The organism is Xanthobacter cornucopiae, from assembly GCF_043195065.2.
Taxonomy (GTDB): domain Bacteria; phylum Pseudomonadota; class Alphaproteobacteria; order Rhizobiales; family Xanthobacteraceae; genus Xanthobacter.
The window spans coordinates 3,205,802-3,223,334 of the sequence record NZ_CM195531.1; the positions used below are offsets into that span (position 1 = coordinate 3,205,802).

At 69.6% G+C, this 17,533-nt stretch carries 19 protein-coding genes; 8 read left to right on the plus strand and 11 right to left on the minus strand.

The features are described from left to right. Positions 1–653 precede the first annotated feature (653 nt). From V5F53_RS14120 to V5F53_RS14130, 3 genes are all read right to left on the minus strand, one after another. Positions 654–1,397, minus strand: a complete 744-nt coding sequence (locus V5F53_RS14120) for an RlmE family RNA methyltransferase (RefSeq protein WP_393995224.1) — start codon at positions 1,395–1,397, stop codon at positions 654–656. Next, positions 1,394–2,641, minus strand: a complete 1,248-nt coding sequence (locus tag V5F53_RS14125; RefSeq protein WP_393995223.1) for a Ppx/GppA phosphatase family protein — start codon at positions 2,639–2,641, stop codon at positions 1,394–1,396. Before V5F53_RS14125 ends, V5F53_RS14120 begins: the two co-directional genes overlap by 4 nt. 115 nt (positions 2,642–2,756) lie before the next feature. Continuing rightward, entirely contained in the window at positions 2,757–3,506 is a 750-nt protein-coding gene (locus V5F53_RS14130; protein WP_393995222.1) for a transaldolase family protein, read from the minus strand. Positions 3,507–3,668: 162 nt separating this feature from the next. Between V5F53_RS14130 and V5F53_RS14135 the strand changes: the two genes are divergently transcribed. Beyond that, the gene (locus tag V5F53_RS14135) at positions 3,669–4,028 is read left to right on the plus strand and encodes a hypothetical protein (RefSeq protein WP_393995221.1); all 360 of its coding nucleotides are present in this window, start codon (positions 3,669–3,671) and stop codon (positions 4,026–4,028) included. A 598-nt stretch (positions 4,029–4,626) separates the two neighbouring features. On the opposite strand, the gene V5F53_RS14140 is transcribed toward V5F53_RS14135, so the two are convergent. The 7 genes from V5F53_RS14140 to V5F53_RS14170 form a co-directional block, all read right to left on the minus strand. Continuing rightward, a complete protein-coding gene (locus V5F53_RS14140; protein WP_393995220.1) occupies positions 4,627–5,013 on the minus strand; it encodes a DUF2023 family protein in 387 nt (128 codons plus the stop codon). Then, positions 4,992–5,474 (minus strand): flavodoxin FldA, encoded by a 483-nt coding sequence (gene fldA, locus V5F53_RS14145; protein ID WP_393995219.1) that lies wholly within the window; start codon positions 5,472–5,474, stop codon positions 4,992–4,994. The genes V5F53_RS14140 and fldA overlap by 22 nt, the downstream gene beginning before the upstream one ends. A 429-nt stretch (positions 5,475–5,903) precedes the next feature. After that, complete coding sequence (locus V5F53_RS14150; RefSeq protein WP_393995218.1) at positions 5,904–6,113, minus strand: hypothetical protein; 210 nt, start codon at positions 6,111–6,113, stop codon at positions 5,904–5,906. Beyond that, complete coding sequence (locus V5F53_RS14155; RefSeq protein ID WP_393995217.1) at positions 6,082–6,375, minus strand: BrnT family toxin; 294 nt, start codon at positions 6,373–6,375, stop codon at positions 6,082–6,084. The genes V5F53_RS14150 and V5F53_RS14155 overlap by 32 nt, the downstream gene beginning before the upstream one ends. Before the next feature lie 155 nt (positions 6,376–6,530). Further along, on the minus strand, positions 6,531–7,550 hold the full coding sequence (gene ilvC / locus V5F53_RS14160) for a ketol-acid reductoisomerase (protein WP_393995216.1): 1,020 nt from the start codon (positions 7,548–7,550) through the stop codon (positions 6,531–6,533). A 97-nt stretch (positions 7,551–7,647) separates the two neighbouring features. Then, the gene (gene ilvN / locus V5F53_RS14165) at positions 7,648–8,163 is read right to left on the minus strand and encodes an acetolactate synthase small subunit (protein ID WP_393995215.1); all 516 of its coding nucleotides are present in this window, start codon (positions 8,161–8,163) and stop codon (positions 7,648–7,650) included. A gap of 78 nt (positions 8,164–8,241) precedes the next feature. Further along, positions 8,242–9,990 carry an acetolactate synthase 3 large subunit gene (locus tag V5F53_RS14170; RefSeq protein ID WP_393995416.1) on the minus strand — a complete coding sequence of 583 codons (1,749 nt, stop codon included), beginning with the start codon at positions 9,988–9,990 and terminating at the stop codon, positions 8,242–8,244. Positions 9,991–10,654: 664 nt separating this feature from the next. Here V5F53_RS14170 and V5F53_RS14175 point away from each other — a divergent pair. From V5F53_RS14175 to lpxK, 7 genes are all read left to right on the plus strand, one after another. Continuing rightward, positions 10,655–11,146, plus strand: a complete 492-nt coding sequence (locus tag V5F53_RS14175) for a hypothetical protein (RefSeq protein ID WP_393995214.1) — start codon at positions 10,655–10,657, stop codon at positions 11,144–11,146. An 8-nt stretch (positions 11,147–11,154) separates the two neighbouring features. After that, complete coding sequence (gene ubiA / locus V5F53_RS14180) at positions 11,155–12,120, plus strand: 4-hydroxybenzoate octaprenyltransferase (RefSeq protein WP_393995213.1); 966 nt, start codon at positions 11,155–11,157, stop codon at positions 12,118–12,120. A gap of 178 nt (positions 12,121–12,298) precedes the next feature. Further along, entirely contained in the window at positions 12,299–13,165 is an 867-nt protein-coding gene (locus V5F53_RS14185; RefSeq protein WP_393995212.1) for a 3'(2'),5'-bisphosphate nucleotidase CysQ, read from the plus strand. 19 nt (positions 13,166–13,184) lie between these two features. Next, entirely contained in the window at positions 13,185–13,424 is a 240-nt protein-coding gene (locus tag V5F53_RS14190) for a DUF4170 domain-containing protein (RefSeq protein ID WP_393995211.1), read from the plus strand. Positions 13,425–13,652: 228 nt separating this feature from the next. Beyond that, the gene (locus V5F53_RS14195) at positions 13,653–14,369 is read left to right on the plus strand and encodes a lysophospholipid acyltransferase family protein (protein ID WP_393995210.1); all 717 of its coding nucleotides are present in this window, start codon (positions 13,653–13,655) and stop codon (positions 14,367–14,369) included. Continuing rightward, positions 14,366–15,664 carry a 3-deoxy-D-manno-octulosonic acid transferase gene (locus tag V5F53_RS14200; protein ID WP_393995209.1) on the plus strand — a complete coding sequence of 433 codons (1,299 nt, stop codon included), beginning with the start codon at positions 14,366–14,368 and terminating at the stop codon, positions 15,662–15,664. Before V5F53_RS14195 ends, V5F53_RS14200 begins: the two co-directional genes overlap by 4 nt. Next, complete coding sequence (gene lpxK, locus V5F53_RS14205) at positions 15,661–16,680, plus strand: tetraacyldisaccharide 4'-kinase (protein WP_393995208.1); 1,020 nt, start codon at positions 15,661–15,663, stop codon at positions 16,678–16,680. Before V5F53_RS14200 ends, lpxK begins: the two co-directional genes overlap by 4 nt. 605 nt (positions 16,681–17,285) lie before the next feature. On the opposite strand, the gene V5F53_RS14210 is transcribed toward lpxK, so the two are convergent. Further along, entirely contained in the window at positions 17,286–17,513 is a 228-nt protein-coding gene (locus V5F53_RS14210) for a DUF2093 domain-containing protein (protein WP_393995207.1), read from the minus strand. Positions 17,514–17,533: the final 20 nt, after the last annotated feature.

Sequence of the window (17,533 nt, forward strand, 5' to 3'; positions counted from 1 at the left end):
ACCTGGAACGCCGCTCGCCACCGGCCCGGCCGCGCCCCGTCCCCCGTCCTCCGCCCCCCGCACCGCGTGACAGGGCCCAGAACCGCCCGCGCCCACCAGTCATCCCGGCGCCCGGCCGGCGGCTGAACAGCTGGGCGCGTGGGCCTGCAGCGATCACGCTCAGGGGATGACTGGCCCGGCGACAGCGGAGCGCACTGGCAGGATGCCCCAGGGACGGCATGGCCCTGGGGCGGATGGCGTAGCCGCGCAAGGCCACAGGCGTTGGACGGCTCCGGGCCTGATGGCCCCGCGGCGCCAGATGGCGCAGCCCCACGACAGAACCGGCGCCAGATGGTGCACGGGTTGAAGGGCGCGGCAGCGTCGGAGCGAGCTGGCCGGATGGCGCAGGGGCGGCATGCCCCCCCTGGACCGGATGGCACAGCCTCGCAAAGCCACAGCCGTTGGATGGCTCAGGGCCTGACGGCCGGGCGGCGCCGGATGGCGCAGCCCCACGACAGAACCGGCGCCGGATGGTGCACGGGGTGAAGAGCGCAGCGGCACAGGCGACGGATGGCACAGCGGCGCGGGAGCCGGCCTCGGCTCGCGCGAACGGCGCGCCGGCACCGCGAGACTCTGAAGGCCTCAGGCGTGCGCAGCCTGGTGCGCGCTCGGCCTCAGGCCTGCGCCGCCTCGTCCTCCGCCCCCGACACCTCCCCCGCATCGCCCTGCGCCCGGCCACGGTAGCCGGTGGCCAGCACGTAGAGCTCGGCCGAATCGGCGCGGCTGGCCGCCGGCTTCACATGCCGCACCTGGGCGAAATCCCGCTTCAAGTCGGCCAGCAGCGCGCCTTCGGTACCGCCCTGCAGCACCTTGGCGAGAAACGCGCCGCCGGGCGCCAGCACCTGCCGGGCGAAATCCACCGCCAGCTCCACCAGGGCGACGATCTTCAGGTGATCGGTCTTCTTATGGCCGGTGGCGTTGGCCGCCATGTCGGACATCACGAGGTCGGCCGGCCCGTCCAGCAGGGCCAGCAGCCGCTCCGGCGCCTCGGGCGCCAGGAAGTCCATCTGCGCGAACACGACGCCGGGAATGGGCTCCATCTCCAGCAGGTCGATGGCGACGATCTTGCCGTGCCCGGCCTCCAGCCCGATCTTGCGCGCCGCCACCTGGCTCCAGCCGCCGGGCGCGGCGCCGAGGTCGAGCACGCGCATGCCCTTGCGGAGCAGATGCACCTTCTCGTCCATCTCGATCAGCTTGAAGGCGGCGCGCGACCGCCAGCCCTCGCGGCGCGCGCGGGCCACGTAGGGGTCGTTGAGCTGGCGCTGCAGCCATTTCTGCGACGAAGTGGTGCGGCCGCGCGCGGTCTTCACGCGCACCTTCAAGGGCCGCCCATCGGGCCCGCGGGTGGGGGTGGTCACGACCGTGCGTCCTTCCTGCGGGGGCGGCCGGGGGCGGCCGGGCCGCCCTTGGTCCGGCCCCGGCCCAGTGCCGCCGGAGCCGCCGCCGGAGCCGCCGCCGGCGGGGAAACGATCGCCGCCGCCGGCTGGGCGCCGGCATCCGCCGGGCGCTGGCGGCGCCATGCGCCGTCCGCCCGCATCAATTGAACCAACATGCCTTCCCTCAAGCCCCGATCGGCCACGCGCAGGCGCTCGGCCGGAAACACCGCGCGCACCGCCTCCATGATGGCGCAGCCCGCCAGCACCAGATCGGCCCGCTGCGCGCCGATGCACGGATTTGCCACCCGGTCCTCGAACGACATGCTCATCAGCCGGTCCATGACCTCGCCGATGCAGGTGTCGCTGAGCCAGGCGCCATCCACCCGGGTCCGGTCATAGCGATGAAGCCCCAGGTGGATGCCCGCCACCGTGGTCACCGTGCCCGAGGTGCCGAGCAGGTGCAGCCGGTAGGGCGGGCGGAAGCCCCAGCTCTCGCGCACGCCTTCCAGCATGCCGCGCACCTCGTCCACCATGTCGCGGAAGACATCGGGCGACACCCGCACCCCGCCATGGCGCTCGGACAAGGATACCACTCCCACCGGCAGCGAGATCCAGGCGCGGATGCGCGCGCGCGGCGGGCCGTCGTCGCCGGCGGAGCGGCGGCCGAGCCACACCACCTCGGTGGAGCCGCCGCCAATGTCAAACAGCACCGCGCCGTCGCCGCGCGGATCCACCAGCGGCGCGCAGCCGGCGGCGGCGAGGCCCGCCTCGGTGCGGCGGTCCACCACTTCCAGGTCGAGCCCGGTGCGCGCCTTCACCTCGGAGCAGAACTCGGTTCCGTTGACAGCGGCGCGGCAGGCCTCGGTGGCGATGATGCGGGCGCGGGTGACGCCGCGCTGGCTCATCTTGATGGCACACACCTCTAGCGCCGCCGCGGCCCGTTCCATGGCCGCGTCGCAGAGGCGTCCGGAGGCGGTCAGCCCCTCGCCCAGGCGCACGATGCGGGAAAAGGCATCCACCACGCGGAAGCTGCGGGCAGTGGGCCGTGCCACCAGCAGGCGGCAATTGTTGGTTCCAAGATCGATGGCGGCATAGACCGCCTCGTCGCGCGCGCCCTGCGGCTCCCCGCCGCGCCGCGCCTGCGGCGGTCGCCCGCCACGCGTCTCGCTCCCCGACTGGGAAGACGGCTCCGAGCCCGGTGCGGACCCGTGCGTCTCGTCCCTCATGTCGATCCCCTCGCCAAAAGGCGGAATGTGCGCTCAGGCCAGCGTGCACGCCGCACCCTGGCTGCGCCTTGGAGATCAGTCTACCAGCGCATGCCGCCGGCGCAATGGCGCTCGCTCACGCGGCGGCCTCACGGCCGGGGATATGCAAAGCGAGCCCGGCCGCCTCGACATCGGCGCGGAACGCCTTGACCGCGCCGAGCGACAGCTCGGCCGCGGTGCGGGTGCCCAGGTCCGGCAGCTTCTTCAGCACGTCGGCGGGGGCGGTGATGATGTGGCAGCCCATGCGGTCGGCCTCGATCACGTTCCACACCTCGCGGGTGGAGGCCCAGATGACCTCCACATTGGCGGTCTGGCGCGCCAGCTCCACCGCCCGCGCCACCGCCGGCGCGTAGTCGAGGCCGAGGTCGGCGAGGCGGCCGGCGAACACCGAGATGCAGGCCGGGGCCCCGCCGGCCAGGGCGGCGACGCCCGCCTCCACCTGGGGCAAATCGAACACGGCGGTCAGGTTCACCTTGACGCCCGCGGACGACAATTCGCGCACCAGCGGGAACAGCGGCTCGCCGGAGGTCAGGCAGACCGGCAGCTTCACATAGACATTGGCGCCCCAGCTGGCGATCAGCCGCGCCTGGCGGCGAATCTCCGGCACGTCGTCGGCGATCACCTCGAACGACAGGTGCCGGTCGGGCACCGCCTCCACCAGGGCGCGGGCGTGGGCCTCGTAGTCGGTGACGCCAGCCTTGCGCAGCAGGGAGGGATTGGTGGTGAAACCGGCGATGTGACCGTGCCGGGCCATGTCCACGATCTGCGCCTTGTCCGCGCCGTCGGTGAACAGCTTCACCTTGAGCGTGTCGAGGGTCACCGCCATCCGTCCGTCTCCCGCCGATTGGCGCCGGCGGCGCCGAGACGCCCCGCCAGCATTCATGTTTCGTTGACCATGGGACAAAGTCGCCCCGCTTCGCAACCATGATGAAACCCCTTCAGGGCACCTTCATGACCCGTGGGTCAAAGGACCATGAGGGCTTTGGGGATGATCTCGGCGGATATGGTGGAGCGCATGGCGCGGGCGATGCACGCCTTTTCCCGCACCCGCTATCCGCTGCTGGAGCCGTGGGAGGAGATCGCGCCGGAACGGCGCGCCTACCAGCGGCAGCTCGCCGCCCACGCCCTGCAGGCGCTGACCGCCCACGACATCATCGAGATCACCTCCCACGCCGCGCCGCAGATCGTGGCCCTGCCGGTGGAGCCCAACCCGTGGGCCATCGCCGAGCTGCAGGAGGCGGCCATCGCCGACAACGGCACCGCCAGGGACGCGCGCCGCCGCTACCGGTCCCTGCTCGCCTCCGCCTCGCTGCCGCTGGCCACCCGCTATTCCGACGCCGCCACCTGAGGTCACGGGCCCGGTCTCCGACCCGAGCCAGATGCCGGCGCCACAGGCTGGAACCACGAGCTGATGCTGAGCACCCGCGTCGACAGCCCTGCGCGGTGGATTCGTCCACAACCGGTTCGTCTGCAGGGAATTCACGCCGGCGCCGTGCGGGGTTGACCGAACGCCCATCGGTCGAGCGCACTGATCTTGGACGTGTGGCGCCGCGCCCCGCGCGGAGGTGATTCGCCCCAGGGCTGCGGCTCCGACGGAAGTGAGGGACGCGCCATTTCGCCCGGAACCGGCCGGGGTGGCACGCCATGCGAACGGAGGGCTGATACGGCAAGCAGGCGCGGGCCGGGCGCACCATCGGCGCCGGCAGGTGCAATGCCGGGCCGCGCGTCGGCGGCCCCCTCGAAACACCGCGCGCCGATGGGAAGGACCGCCCGATCGCGCCAGAGGCCAGGCGAACCGCATCCGAAAGCCGGCGCGCGCGGCGATGCGGTTCCCCCGTGACGAATGATGCGTCCCGCCGACGACCCGGGCCCCTGGACCGCGCGAGCAGCACGCCCATGGCGCTCACGCCACCGCATCTCCGCCGCGCCCGGCGGAGATGCGGCGCTCATTCGGCGGCGATCGCCAGCGGGCAGCGCGCGGCCTCGGCCGCGAGCTTGCCCAGGAAGCGGCGGCACTGCTGCTCCCGGTCATAGCCGAGCAGGGTGCCCAGCATGAAATCCTCCTCCGGGCTCAGGAGGTTGAGCGGCTTGGTGACGAAGCTGCGCGCCACCGCCACATAGGCCTCCCGGCCGAAGAAGACATTGACCTTGGAGGACCCCACCTTCTGCACGAAGTGGTCGATGCCGTCGTCGCGAAGCTTCGCGACGACGGGAGCGGATTCGATGAGCCCGAGGGTCATCAGGAACAGGCCCCGCACACCACGCCCGTATTCGTACAGGTGGTGGTGAAAGAGCCGGAGCGCGACCGGATCTACAGCAGCTTGCTGAGCCATGCCGTGACCCGCTTCTCGGTCATGCCCGACTGGCCGTCCTGGTCCAGGGCAAGGCCAACGAACTGCCCGTCCCGCTCGGCGGTGGAGTTCGAGTAGTCGTACCCGGCAGTGTCGGTGAAGCCGACCACCACGGCGCCGAGCTCGGTCACCTCGTCATAAAGGATGCCCATGGCATCCACGAAGCTCTCCGGATAGGTGGCCTGGTCGCCGGTGCCGAACAGGGCGACCTTCTTGCCCCCCAGCTTGGCCCCGCGCAGCTTGTCGATGTTCTCTTCCCAATCGGTCTGGAGGGTGCCGTCGCCATAGGTGGGCGAGCCGAGGATCAGAAGGTCGCACCCCTCGAAATCGGCCTTGGTGGCGGCCTTGATGTCGACGCTGCGGCCCTGGCACTTCTTGGAAATCTTGGAGGCGACACCCTTGGTCGCGCCGCCGTCCGATCCGAAGATGACGGTAACATTCATGGGTCGAGTCTCTTTATTGAATTGTTCAAAATCAGATGACGGGCGCCGCGCGCAGAGGTGGGCACCCAAATCTTCAACACTCGAAGCCTAAAAAATGGCTCAAGTGTTCACAAGATAGGACAACACCGAATTGTGTCAAAGAAAAACTTATGATAGCTGGCGAACCATCGAATAAACGCGTTTTCGAGAACGAATTTAAATTGAATTATTGTTTTTAGTTATTCTGATTTAAGCCAAGCGCCGCACCAGGCACGCCGTCGCACCGCCGCCTGCGGTCACCGCCGCGCGGATACCCCACCGCCGCAGAAATTTCCGGAAGCCTGAGGATCTGCTGTGGCGTCGAAACCCGGCCGCGCGCGCCATCACGTGATCCCGGACCCATCTGGGGCCTGCGGTGACGCAAAGAAGGGGGTGCAGAGAAACCCGCTCTTACTCTGCCGCTTCCTTGGGGGGCTTGCGCCGGCTCTTGGCCGGGATGACGAGATCGAACTCGGCGAGTTGCTCGTCCGTGGGCCAGGTCATATCCGTGTCCCAGGCCCAGTGCGCGCGGATTTCGTCGTCCGACATGGCGCGCAGCTTGTCCCAGTCGACCTCCTGGATCGCTCGGTCAGCTTCCTCCAATTGCTTCTTGGTAGGCACGCCGCTCACTCCGCTTCGCCATTCTCAAGGATATGGCGCGACGCCGACCCTTCCACCATGTCCATACGCACAATAGCACATCCTCACCGATGGCGGCGAGAGTCTCGAAGCGCATCTCGGGGTCCGGAGATTTGGAAGACTGCCGGTCGAGGCGTGGGCGACCGTCGAACAGGCGGCTGGAAATGGAGAGTGGCAAACCGTGCTTCTCACGGTTTGCCACATCCTTGTTGTCATCCCATTCGAGATCGTCCGTCTCGCCCATGAAGTGTCTCGCCAATCAGCAATTCACCTCAGAATAGACAACCTCACTCCGGAGAGTCGGTCGGAGCCGACTGCTTCCCACCCCCACTGCAACCTTATTGGGGATAACGAGAGCGGTGGAAAGGGAACAGGGATAACTTCGGGGATAACCGCCCCTCAGTTCTTGGTCTTGTCCACCAGGGCCTTGGCCTTGATCCAGGGCATCATGGCGCGCAGCTTCTCGCCGACTTCCTCGATGGGGTGGGCGTTGACGCGGGCGCGGGTGGCCTTGAACGAGGTCTGGCTCACCTTGTTCTCCAGCATCCAGTCGCGGGTGAACTTGCCGGACTGGATGTCGGTGAGCACCCGCTTCATCTCCGCCTTGGTCTCGGGGGTGATGATGCGCGGGCCGGTGACGTATTCGCCATATTCGGCGGTGTTGGAGATGGAGTAGTTCATGTTGGCGATGCCGCCCTCATAGATGAGGTCGACGATCAGCTTCACTTCGTGCAGGCACTCGAAATAGGCCATCTCCGGGGCGTAGCCGGCTTCCACCAGGGTCTCGAAGCCGGCACGGATCAGTTCCACCAGGCCGCCGCACAGCACCACCTGCTCGCCGAACAGGTCGGTCTCGCACTCTTCCTTGAAGGTGGTCTCGATGATGCCGGCGCGGCCGCCGCCGATGGCGGAGGCGTACGACAGGCCGAGGTCATGGGCATTGCCCGAGGCGTCCTGGGCGATGGCGATGAGGCTGGGCACGCCGCCGCCACGCAGGTATTCGGAGCGCACGGTGTGGCCGGGGCCCTTGGGGGCCACCATCAGCACGTCGAGGTCCTTGCGCGGCTCGATCAGGTTGAAGTGCACGTTGAGGCCGTGGGCGAACAGCAGCGCCGCGCCTTCCTTCAGGTTGTCGTGCAGGCTGTCGCGATAGATGTCGCCCTGGAGTTCGTCGGGGGTGAGCATCATCACCACATCGGCCCACTTGGCGGCCTCGGCGGGGGAGAGCACCTTGAAGCCCTCGGCCTCGGCCTTCTTGGCGGTGGCCGAACCGGGACGCAGGGCGATCGCGACATCCTTCACGCCGGAATCGCGCAGGTTGAGCGCATGGGCGTGGCCCTGGCTGCCGTAGCCGATGACAGCGACCTTCTTGCCCTTGATGAGGTTCAGGTCGGCATCGCGATCATAATAAACGCGCATCAGTGTCTCCTTACGGGCGTCGTTTTTGAATTCAATTGGCCGCGCCGGCGTCTTTGCACCGGATCGCGGCCGATGGGAATGGGGTTTCAGCGCTCTCTCACAGGGCCTTGGGCCCGCGCGAGATGGCGACCACGCCGGTGCGCGCCACCTCCACCAGGCCGAGCGGCTCCATCAGGTGGGCGAACTGGTCGATCTTGTCGGTCTTGCCGGTGATCTCGAACACGAAGCTCTCCCGCGTCGCGTCGATGACGCGGGCGCGGAACGCCTCGGCGAGACGCAGCGCCTCGGAGCGTGCCTCCCCGGTGCCGCGCACCTTCACCATGGCCAGCTCGCGCTCCAGGCCGAAGCCCTCCACGGTGAGGTCCTGCACCCGGTGCACCGGCACCAGCCGGTCGAGCTGGTTGCGGATCTGCTCGATCACCATGGGCGTGCCGGTGGTGACGATGGTGATGCGGGACAGGTGGCTTTCCCGGCTCACCTCGGACACGGTGAGGCTGTCGATATTGTAGCCGCGGCCGGAGAACAGGCCGATGACGCGGGCGAGCACGCCCGGCTCGTTGTCCACCAGGACCGAGAGGGTGTGGCGCTCGATGGTCTCGGGAGCTTCAGACATGGATGGCTCGAAATGGGAGGCGGCGGAAAATCCCTCCCCCGCGCGGGGGAGGGCCGAAGGACGGTGGCGGCGGCCGGCTCACACCAGCATCTTGCCCTCGTCGGTGATGGCCGCGTCGAGATCCACCGCCATGTCGCCGAGGATCATCTCGTTGTGGGCGCGGCCCGAGGGGATCATGGGGAAGCAGTTCTCCTGCTGGTCCACGATGCAGTCGAAGATCACCGGCTTCTTCACCGTGATCATCTCCTTTATGGCCGCGTCGAGGTCAGCCGGCGTGTCGCAGCGGATGCCGACGCCGCCATAGGCCTCCGCCAGCTTCACGAAATCGGGCAGCGCCTCGGAATAGGAATGGGAGTAGCGCCCGCCGTGCAGCAGCTCCTGCCACTGGCGCACCATGCCCATGTATTTGTTGTTCAGGATGAACACCTTGACCGGCAGGTCGAACTGCATGGCGGTGGACATTTCCTGCATGTTCATCTGGATCGAGGCTTCGCCCGCAATGTCCACCACCAGCGCGCCGGGGTGCGCCTTCTGCGCGCCGATGGCGGCGGGCAGGCCATAGCCCATGGTGCCGAGGCCGCCGGAGGTCAGCCACCGGTTCGGCTCCTCGAAGTGGAAGAACTGCGCCGCCCACATCTGGTGCTGGCCCACTTCGGTGGTGATGTAGACGTCCTTGTCCTTCACCGCATTGTAGAGCCGCTCGATGGCGTATTGCGGCTTGATGATGCTGTCGGAGGCCCGATAGGCGAGACAGTTGCGCGCCCGCCAGCGATCGATCTGCGCCCACCAGGACTCCAGCGCCGCCTTGTCGAGGCTGAGGCCGCGGGCCTCCCACGCCCGGGAGATGGCGCCGAGCACCCGCGCCACGTCGCCGATGATGGGCAGGTCCACCTTGACGTTCTTGTTGATGGACGACGGGTCGATGTCGATGTGGATCTTCTTCGACCCCGGCGCGAAGGCATCGAGACGGCCGGTGATCCGGTCGTCGAAACGCGCGCCGATGCACACCATCACGTCGCAGTCGTGCATGGCGAAGTTGGCTTCATAGGTGCCGTGCATGCCCAGCATGCCCAGCCACTGCGGATCGGACGCCGGAAAGGCGCCGAGGCCCATCAGGGTGGAGGTGACCGGCACGCCGGTGGCGCGGGCGAAGGCGCGCAGCAGGCGGCTCGCCTCCGGCCCGGAGTTGATGACGCCGCCGCCGGTGTAGAAGATCGGCCGCTTGGCGGAGGCGATCAGCTCCACCGCGGCGGCGATCTGCGCATCCTCGGCGTCGAGCCTGGGCCGGTAGGTCTTGTGCTGGATGTTCTCGCGGCCGACATAGGTGCCGGTGGCGAACTGCACGTCCTTCGGAATGTCGACGACCACCGGGCCGGGCCGCCCGTTCTGCGCCACGTAGAACGCCTCGTGCAGCGTGCGCGCCAGGTCGTTCACGTCGCGAACCAGATAGTTGTGCTTGGTGCACGGACGGGTGATGCCCACCGTGTCGCACTCCTGGAACGCGTCGTTGCCGATGAGGTGGGTCGCCACCTGCCCGGAGATGCAGACGATCGGGATCGAATCCATGAGCGCGTCGGCAAGCCCGGTCACCGCATTGGTGGCGCCGGGGCCGGAGGTGACGAGCACCACGCCCACCTTGCCGGAGGAGCGGGCATAGCCCTCCGCCGCATGCACCGCCGCCTGCTCGTGGCGCACCAGGATATGCTCGATGGCATCCTGGTGGAACAGCGCGTCATAGATCGGCAGCACGGCGCCGCCGGGATAGCCGAAGATGTGCGCGACCCCCTGGTCGGCGAAGGCCTGGATCACCATCTCGGCGCCGGTCATGGTCCGGCCGGTGGCCGGGCCCGACGGGGTCGCGCTGGCGGTGGTGGCGGTGGTGGCGCTGGTGGTGGTGACGCTGGCAGTGGGGACACTGGTCATGGCGTTGGAACTCCCGCGGCGCATGGCGCCGAACCTCTTGCAGTCATCGCGCGATGCCGCGAACCGAAGGCGCGCGGCGGTTCAGAAACGACGAAGGGGCCCCAAGGGCCCCTCGTCGCGCGCCACGTTCGTTCGAGACAGCCGCTTCAGGCTGGGCCGATCGTGGCGCCCCCGGATACGAGAAGAATAACGATATTGCGCATGGCGACGCAGTCCCTTCCAAAAGTTGCGCGAACGTACCGACGCCGCCGCATGCCGTCAAGCGCTGATCGCGTCACGATTGGCGGCGCGGAAGCGCCGCCCCGCCATCCTCGCCTCGCCCTCCCGCCACCCGCGCGCGTCCGTCCTGGCGCCTCCGCCCTGGCAAGCGCGGCGCCGGATCGCGCCGGCGCGGAACCAGCGCAAGACAGCGGCCTTCACCGCGCGGCAAGCGCATGTTAGGACCTTCGTGCCAGGCTGCCGTTGCGTCCTTCGGCATTTGCGCCGGGTTCGCCGCGATATTGCCCCATGTCTGCGCTCTGTATATCAAGAGCCCGCAAGGGGCGGACAACAGATGAGGCTGTGCGCGATGCAGAAGATGACGCTCGGGGTTGCGGCGGTCGCCGTCGTGAGCGCCCTTTCCATCGCCACGGCGTGGGCGGATTGCCAGAGCGACGTGGTCGCCGCACGCTCGGAGCTGGAACAGCGGGGCAAGGCCCTGAACGAGGCCGGCAAGAAGAAGGCCGACCCGCAGACCCTGTGTCCTCTGTTCCGCGCCTTCTCCACGGCCGAGGCCAAGTGGGTCAAGTTCCTGACCGAGAACAAGGACTGGTGCCAGATCCCCGAGCAGGCGATCAAGCAGGCGGCAACCAGCCAGAAGAAGACCAACGAGATCCGTGACAAGGTGTGCCAGGCCGCCGCCAACGGCGGTGTGCAGGGCGGCGGCGGGCCGGTGAAGCCCCCGGCCCAGGGCTCCCTGTCCAGCGCGCTCGGCGTCACCACCGGCTATTCTCTCGGGTCCGGCGGCGAGGGCAAGAGCGGCGTGTTCGACACCCTCAGCGGCAACGTCCTCCAGAAATAGGCGCCGCCTTGAGCACGCAGGACGGCTCCGTGGGAGCCACCGTCGCCGACGCGCCCCCGGACAATTGGGTGGATCGCCACGCCCCCGCGCTGGTGCGCCCCTACCTGCATCTGGCCCGGCTGGATCGGCCCATCGGCTCCTGGCTGCTTCTGCTGCCCTGCTGGTGGTCCACGGCGCTCGCCGCCATCGCCGCCGATGCACCCTATCCCGACCCGGTGCTGCTGGGGCTGTTCGCCATCGGGGCGGTGGCCATGCGTGGTGCCGGCTGCACCTGGAACGACATTCTCGACCGCAGGATCGACCGCGCCGTGGCGCGCACCCGTTCCCGCCCGATCGCCTCCGGTGCCGTGGGGGTGCCGGCCGCCCTCGCCTTCCTGGTGTTCCAGGCGCTGGTGGGCCTGGCGGTGCTGCTGTGCCTGCCGCGCTTCGCCGTCGTCACCGGCATCGCCTCGCTCGGCGTGGTGGCGGTCTATCCGCTCATGAAGCGCATCACCTCGGTGCCGCAGCTCACCTTGGGCATCGCCTTTTCCTGGGGCGCGCTGATGGGCTGGGCCAGCGTGTTCGACACCATTTCCGACCCGGCGCTGCTGCTGTTCGCCGGCTCGGTGGTGTGGGTGTTCGCCTATGACACCATCTACGCCCACCAGGACCGCGAGGACGACGCCATCGTCGGCGTGCGCTCCACGGCGCTGCTGTTCGGGCGCAACACCGGCCTGGCGGTGGCGCTCAGCTACACGCTGGTGGTGATGCTGTTCGCCGGCGCCTTCCTGCTGGTGCCCACCGGCCTGTTCGCCATGCTGGGCCTGATCGGCTTCGCGCTGCACCTGCGCTGGCAGGTGGCCAAGCTCGACATTGATGATTCCGGGCGCTGTCTCACCCTGTTCCGGTCGAACCGCGACGCCGGCCTCATCCTGTTCGCCGGCCTTGCCCTCGACACGTTCGCGCCAACCGTCCTGCGACTGATCTTCCCTTAGGCATGCACAACAATGAGGCAAGTTCACCCCCTCCCCGTGGCAGAAATTTTCTTCGTTGTATACCAATGAATTGCGATGTGTTTCACACCTTGACGCCGGTCATTAGCCCACTTTTCAGGCGCTTAGCAGCCACAAGGCGCATTGCCTTCGCGCCCGCGTCCTCCTATGTGGCGACACCATGAGCCTAGAGCCTGTCAGCGCCGCCGCCGGAGGGGCCAGCACCCCGCGCCCGGACGACGAAACCCTGGCCCGCCACCTCGCCGAGGTGGTCGCGGGCGCCGGGGAACTGGCCCGCTCCATGTATGGCGCCGGCCTGAAAACCTGGACCAAGGACAACCAGTCGCCGGTCACCGAGGCCGATCTCGCCGTTGACCGCTTCCTCCACCGGCACCTCACCGCCCTCGCCCCCGGCTATGGCTGGCTGTCGGAGGAGACCGCCGACGATCCGGCCCGCCTCGATGCCCGCCGGGTGTGGGTGGTGGACCCCATCGATGGCACCCGCGGCTACATGAACGGCGCCCCCGACTGGGCGGTTTCGGTGGCGCTGGTGGAGGATGGACGGCCGCTGCTGGCGGCCCTGTTCGCCCCCATGCTCGACGAAATGTTCGTCGCCCGCCGCGGCGCCGGCGCCCGGCGCAACGGCGTCAGGGTGAAGGTCGCCCCCCGTGCCGAGCTGGAGGGTGCCCGCGCCGCCGGCCCCGCCGATGCCCTCGACGCCATCGCCCGCACCGCCGCCATCGCCCGCCTGCCGCGCGGACATTCCCTGGCGCTGCGCATCGCCAGGGTGGCCACCGGCGAGGTCGACCTCGCCGTGTCCCGCGCCGACAGCCACGACTGGGACCTGGCCGCCGCCGACCTGCTGGTGGAGGAAGCCGACGGGCGCCTCACCACCTTCGACGCCGCGCCGCTCGTCTACAACCGTCCCGTGCCGCGCCACGCGCCGTTGCTGTGCGCGGGCCGCGCCCTGCATCCGGTGGCGCTCGCCGCCGCCGCCCGCGCCCAGCTTTTCGCCGCCCCACACGGTGCGGCCCAACCCCGCCCCTGACCCACCAGTCGGACACGCCATGACCAGCAAGCAACTGCCTCACCTCGTCTTCGGCGGCGAGCTCATCTCCCTCAACGGCACCGATTTCAAGGACCTGTCGAAGCTCGACATCGTCGGCATCTTTCCCGACTATGCCAGCGCGGCGGCGGCCTGGAAGGCCAAGTCCCAGCAGAACGTGGACAATGCCATGATGCGCTATTTCGTGGTCCACCTGCACCGCCTGCTGGACCCCGAGACCGGCACGGCCCAGGAAGGCTGAGCTGGGGAGGGCTGAGCTGGGGAGGGCTGAGCTGGGGAGGGCGGAGCTGAGGGGGCTGAACACGCGCTGCCGGCGCGCGGCCAGCCCACGCGCCGCCAGCCGAAATGCCCGCCGGGCAGGCACCCGCGCGCTCCCGCCCTTGGACTGGAGCGCGAGAGCGGCTATGGATGACGCCGTGCGCGGCCATCCATGGCCGCATGCCTCTCACGACAGCGAGCAAAAAGAACAATGTGGCGGCGACTGAGGACCAACCGCGCGTTTCAACTCGCGGCGGGGACGACTTTTGCTTCATACTTCAAGCTGGTGGCCCGCACCACGCGGTTCGTCATCGAACCGCCCGACATTTTCGACACCATCGACGCGGACCTGCCGGCCATCCTCACCTTCTGGCACGGCCAGCACTTCCTGACCCCGTTCGCGCGCAAGCCCCACCACCGCGCCAAGGTGCTCATTTCGCGCCATGCCGACGCGGAGATCAACGCCATTGCCGCCGAGCGGCTGGGCGTCGGCACCATCCGCGGCTCGGGCGCCACCTCGCGCCGCGACTTCCACCGCAAGGGCGCGGTCTCGGCCACCTATGAGTTGCTCGCCACGCTGGAGGCCGGCATCAACGTAGCCATGACCGCCGACGTGCCCAAGATCGCGCGCAAGGCCGGGCTCGGGGTCGTTACTATTGCACGGTACTCCGGACGGCCTATCATCCCGGTCGCCATGGCCACCCGACACCGCATCACCCTGAAGAGCTGGGACCGCGCCAGCCTGAACCTGCCGTTCGGCCGTGGCGCCGCCGTGGTGGGCGCGCCGCTGTTCGTGCCGCGCGACCTGGATGACGCCGGCCTCGCCGCCGCCCGTGACGAACTCCAGGCCCGGCTGGAGGCCGTGACCCGGCGCGCCGAGGCGCTGGCCCATGGCCGCGCCGCCACGGCCCGCTCGAGGCTGGCATGAAGCGCTCGCGCACGCTGCCCGTCACCCTGCGCCTCTATCGAAGCGCCAGCTCCGCCGCCGCCTTGCTCACGCCCGCCTGGCTCAGCTACCGCGTGCGCAAGGGGAAGGAAGACCCCCAGCGCCTGTCCGAGCGGCGCGGCTATGCCAGCGCGGAGCGGCCCGACGGCCCGTTGATCTGGGTGCATGGCGCCAGCGTCGGCGAGGTGACCTGCGTGCTGCCGCTGATCGAGCGCCTGCGCGCGCGCGGCTTCGAGGTGCTGCTCACCTCCGGCACCCTCACATCCAGCAAGATCGCCGCCCATCGCGCGCCGGACGGGGTGATCCACCAATTCTGCCCGCTGGATGCCGCCGGCTTCGTGAAACGCTTCCTCGACCATTGGCGGCCGGACTTGGTGCTGCTCGCCGAATCCGAGCTATGGCCCAACCTGCTGTCCGAGCTGAGCCGGCGCGAGACGCCGGTGGTGCTGGTGAACGGCCGCCTGTCGCCGCGCTCGGCGCAGCGCTGGGCCAAGCTGCCGGACAGCGCGCGTGCCCTGCTCTCCCGCGTGGACCTGTGCCTCGCCCAGAGCGACGAGGACGGACTGCGGTTCCGCGCCCTCGGCGCCGAGCGGGTGGAGGTGTGCGGCAACCTCAAGTTCGACGTGCCGCCGCCGGGCGCCGACCCGGACGACTTCGCCGAGTTCGCCGAGAGCATCGGCAACCGCCCGGTGCTGCTGGCCGCCTCCACTCATACCGGCGAGGACGAGCTGGTGATGGAGGCGCACGCGCTGCTGACCGAGCAGATTCCGGAGCTGCTCACCGTCATCGTGCCCCGCCATCCCGAGCGGGGCGATGCCATCGTCGCCCGCGCCGAGGCCGCCGGCTGGGCCGCCGCCCAGCGCAGCCGCGACGAATTGCCGGCATCGGATGCCGATTTCTACGTGGCGGACACGGTGGGCGAGCTTGGCCTGTTCTACCGGCTGGCGCCGGTCTCCTTCGTGGGCGGCTCGCTGGTGGCCCATGGCGGCCAGAACCCGATCGAGGCGGTGAAGCTCGGCTCGGTGGTGCTGCACGGCCCCCACGTGGAAAATTTCGCCGAGACCTACACCCATCTCGACAGCCATTACGGCGCCCTGCCCATAAGCGATGCCGAAACCCTCGCCCGCACCGCCCTCGCCCTGCTGCGCGACCCCGACCTGCGCGCCCAGGCGGCGGCGCAGGGGCTGAAGACGCTGGAAGCCCTCGGCGGCGCCCTGGACCATACGCTGCGGGCCATCGAGCCCTATCTCATCCACATCCGCCTCCAGAACCGATGAAAGGCCGCGCCCCCGGCTTCTGGTGGCGTCCGCCGGGGCTCGCCTCGGCGCTGCTGGCACCCATCGGCGCCATGGTCGGCGCCACCACTCTCCACCGCATGGCGCGGCGGGGCGAACAGGTGCCGGTGCCGGTGATCTGCATCGGCAATCCCACCGTGGGCGGCGCCGGCAAGACCCCCACCGCCATCTGGTGCCTCGACCGCCTCGCCGCCGCGGGTGGCCGGCCGTTCGCGCTGCTGCGCGGGCACGGCGGCGCGGTCACCGCCCCGGTGCTGGTCGATCCGCTCCGTCACGATGCCGACGCAGTGGGCGACGAGGCCCTGCTGCTGGTCGGCCATGCCCCGACCCTTGTCGCCGGCGGCGACCGCGCCGGCGGCGCCCGCCGGGCGGTGGCCGAGGGGGCGAGCCACATCGTCATGGACGACGGGTTCCAGAATCCGAGCCTCGCCAAGGACGCAAGCCTGCTGGTGGTGGACGCCGCCGTGGGGGTCGGCAACGGCGCGGTGCTGCCGGCCGGCCCGCTGCGGGCGCCGCTGGCGCCGCAGGTCGCCCGCGCCGATGCCGTGCTCCTGATCGGCACGGGGCCGGCCGGCGAGCAGGTGGCCCGGGTGGCCGAGGGGCTTGGCCGCACCGTGCTGCGCGCCCGTCTGGCACCATGCCCGTCGGCGGTGGCGGCGCTGCGAGGCCGGCCGCTGCACGCCTTCGCCGGCATCGGCCGGCCGGAGAAGTTTTTCTCAACCCTGGAGCGGAACGGGCTGGACCTGCGCGCCCGCACCGTCTTCCCCGACCACCACCGCTTCGCCCTGGCGGACCTCATCGCGCTGAAACGAGCGGCCGAACGCGCCGGCGCGACCCTGGTGACCACCAGCAAGGACATGGCGCGCCTCGGCACGCCGGACCTGAGCGCGCTCCGCGACGGGATCGCCGTCCTGCCCGTGACACTCGCGCCAGACGTGCCGGCGGCCCTCGATGCGCTTCTGGAACTCGCGGCAACGCGCGCACGCGCGCGCCGCTGACGCGCGCTATCGCCCCCGGCCCCGCCGCGGGGCAAGCCTCCCCCCTTCGCCGGCAACACCGCCATCGAGGGGACCTGCGGCCAAGACATGCGAGGCCACAAAACCGAAGCCCGAGGGGTTTCAGGCGAAACGGATTCGGGGCCAGAAGGATTTGAGGCCGGACGGACCTGACCACGCCCTCACACGCAACGGACGGCAACCTGGATCGGCGCCGCGTATCTGGCGCAAGGCATCTCTCCGGCTCCCCATCGGTGTTGGGAAAGCCGCCTGACCTCCGCGCAGCCCTGCCCGGGCGGGACAGGAGGTCCCCACCGCCCGGCACGCCGAGACAGGCCGGAAACCCGCCGGCCCTTGCCGGATGTGCGCGAGCCGGCCGCGAGCGCCGTGATCGACCGATGACCGGGGCAGGCGGCCGCGCATCGCCGCCCGATAGTGACGCCATGCCCCGCGGCATGTGCGCGCCCAAGCCGGCCCGTCCGCAAGGTCGGAAGGCGCCATGACGGCGCCACCACCCGCGGCAAGGAGCATCCGCGCCCGGGGGAACGAGGCTTGTCCCGCCAGGGCAGTTCCATCCTCCGCCGCCAGCCGCGAGCGGGCAGGCGTGCTCAGCCGACGGGGCGGCCGCGCTCCTGGACACGGGCCAGCACCGCCTCGGGGCTCACATAGGCTTCCTGCAGGTCCACGCTCCAGTAGCGCAGGTCGTCGAGGGGAATGGCCTGCCCGGTCACCGCGCAGCGCACGAAGCTGCCCGGACGGACGATGCGGAACTCCCCGTCGAGATACCGCAACTCCGCCTCGCCGAGCGGCTCGGGGAAGCGTTCAAATCGGTTCATCACTTTGCCAAACGTCCTGA

Excerpts from the sequence above, each read along its gene's own strand:
- V5F53_RS14170 (WP_393995416.1), bottom strand. The coding sequence starts at position 9,990 with ATGACCGGCGCCGAGATGGTGATCCAGGCCTTCGCCGACCAGGGGGTC.
- V5F53_RS14195 (WP_393995210.1), top strand. The coding sequence starts at position 13,653 with ATGTGGCGGCGACTGAGGACCAACCGCGCGTTTCAACTCGCGGCGGGG.
- V5F53_RS14155 (WP_393995217.1), bottom strand. The coding sequence starts at position 6,375 with ATGGGCGAGACGGACGATCTCGAATGGGATGACAACAAGGATGTGGCA.
- fldA (WP_393995219.1), bottom strand. The coding sequence starts at position 5,474 with ATGAATGTTACCGTCATCTTCGGATCGGACGGCGGCGCGACCAAGGGT.
- V5F53_RS14140 (WP_393995220.1), bottom strand. The coding sequence starts at position 5,013 with ATGGCTCAGCAAGCTGCTGTAGATCCGGTCGCGCTCCGGCTCTTTCAC.
- V5F53_RS14190 (WP_393995211.1), top strand. The coding sequence starts at position 13,185 with ATGACCAGCAAGCAACTGCCTCACCTCGTCTTCGGCGGCGAGCTCATC.
- V5F53_RS14210 (WP_393995207.1), bottom strand. The coding sequence starts at position 17,513 with ATGAACCGATTTGAACGCTTCCCCGAGCCGCTCGGCGAGGCGGAGTTG.
- V5F53_RS14125 (WP_393995223.1), bottom strand. The coding sequence starts at position 2,641 with ATGAGGGACGAGACGCACGGGTCCGCACCGGGCTCGGAGCCGTCTTCC.
- ilvC (WP_393995216.1), bottom strand. The coding sequence starts at position 7,550 with ATGCGCGTTTATTATGATCGCGATGCCGACCTGAACCTCATCAAGGGC.
- V5F53_RS14200 (WP_393995209.1), top strand. The coding sequence starts at position 14,366 with ATGAAGCGCTCGCGCACGCTGCCCGTCACCCTGCGCCTCTATCGAAGC.
- lpxK (WP_393995208.1), top strand. The coding sequence starts at position 15,661 with ATGAAAGGCCGCGCCCCCGGCTTCTGGTGGCGTCCGCCGGGGCTCGCC.
- V5F53_RS14185 (WP_393995212.1), top strand. The coding sequence starts at position 12,299 with ATGAGCCTAGAGCCTGTCAGCGCCGCCGCCGGAGGGGCCAGCACCCCG.
- V5F53_RS14130 (WP_393995222.1), bottom strand. The coding sequence starts at position 3,506 with ATGGCGGTGACCCTCGACACGCTCAAGGTGAAGCTGTTCACCGACGGC.
- ilvN (WP_393995215.1), bottom strand. The coding sequence starts at position 8,163 with ATGTCTGAAGCTCCCGAGACCATCGAGCGCCACACCCTCTCGGTCCTG.
- V5F53_RS14175 (WP_393995214.1), top strand. The coding sequence starts at position 10,655 with ATGCAGAAGATGACGCTCGGGGTTGCGGCGGTCGCCGTCGTGAGCGCC.
- V5F53_RS14135 (WP_393995221.1), top strand. The coding sequence starts at position 3,669 with ATGATCTCGGCGGATATGGTGGAGCGCATGGCGCGGGCGATGCACGCC.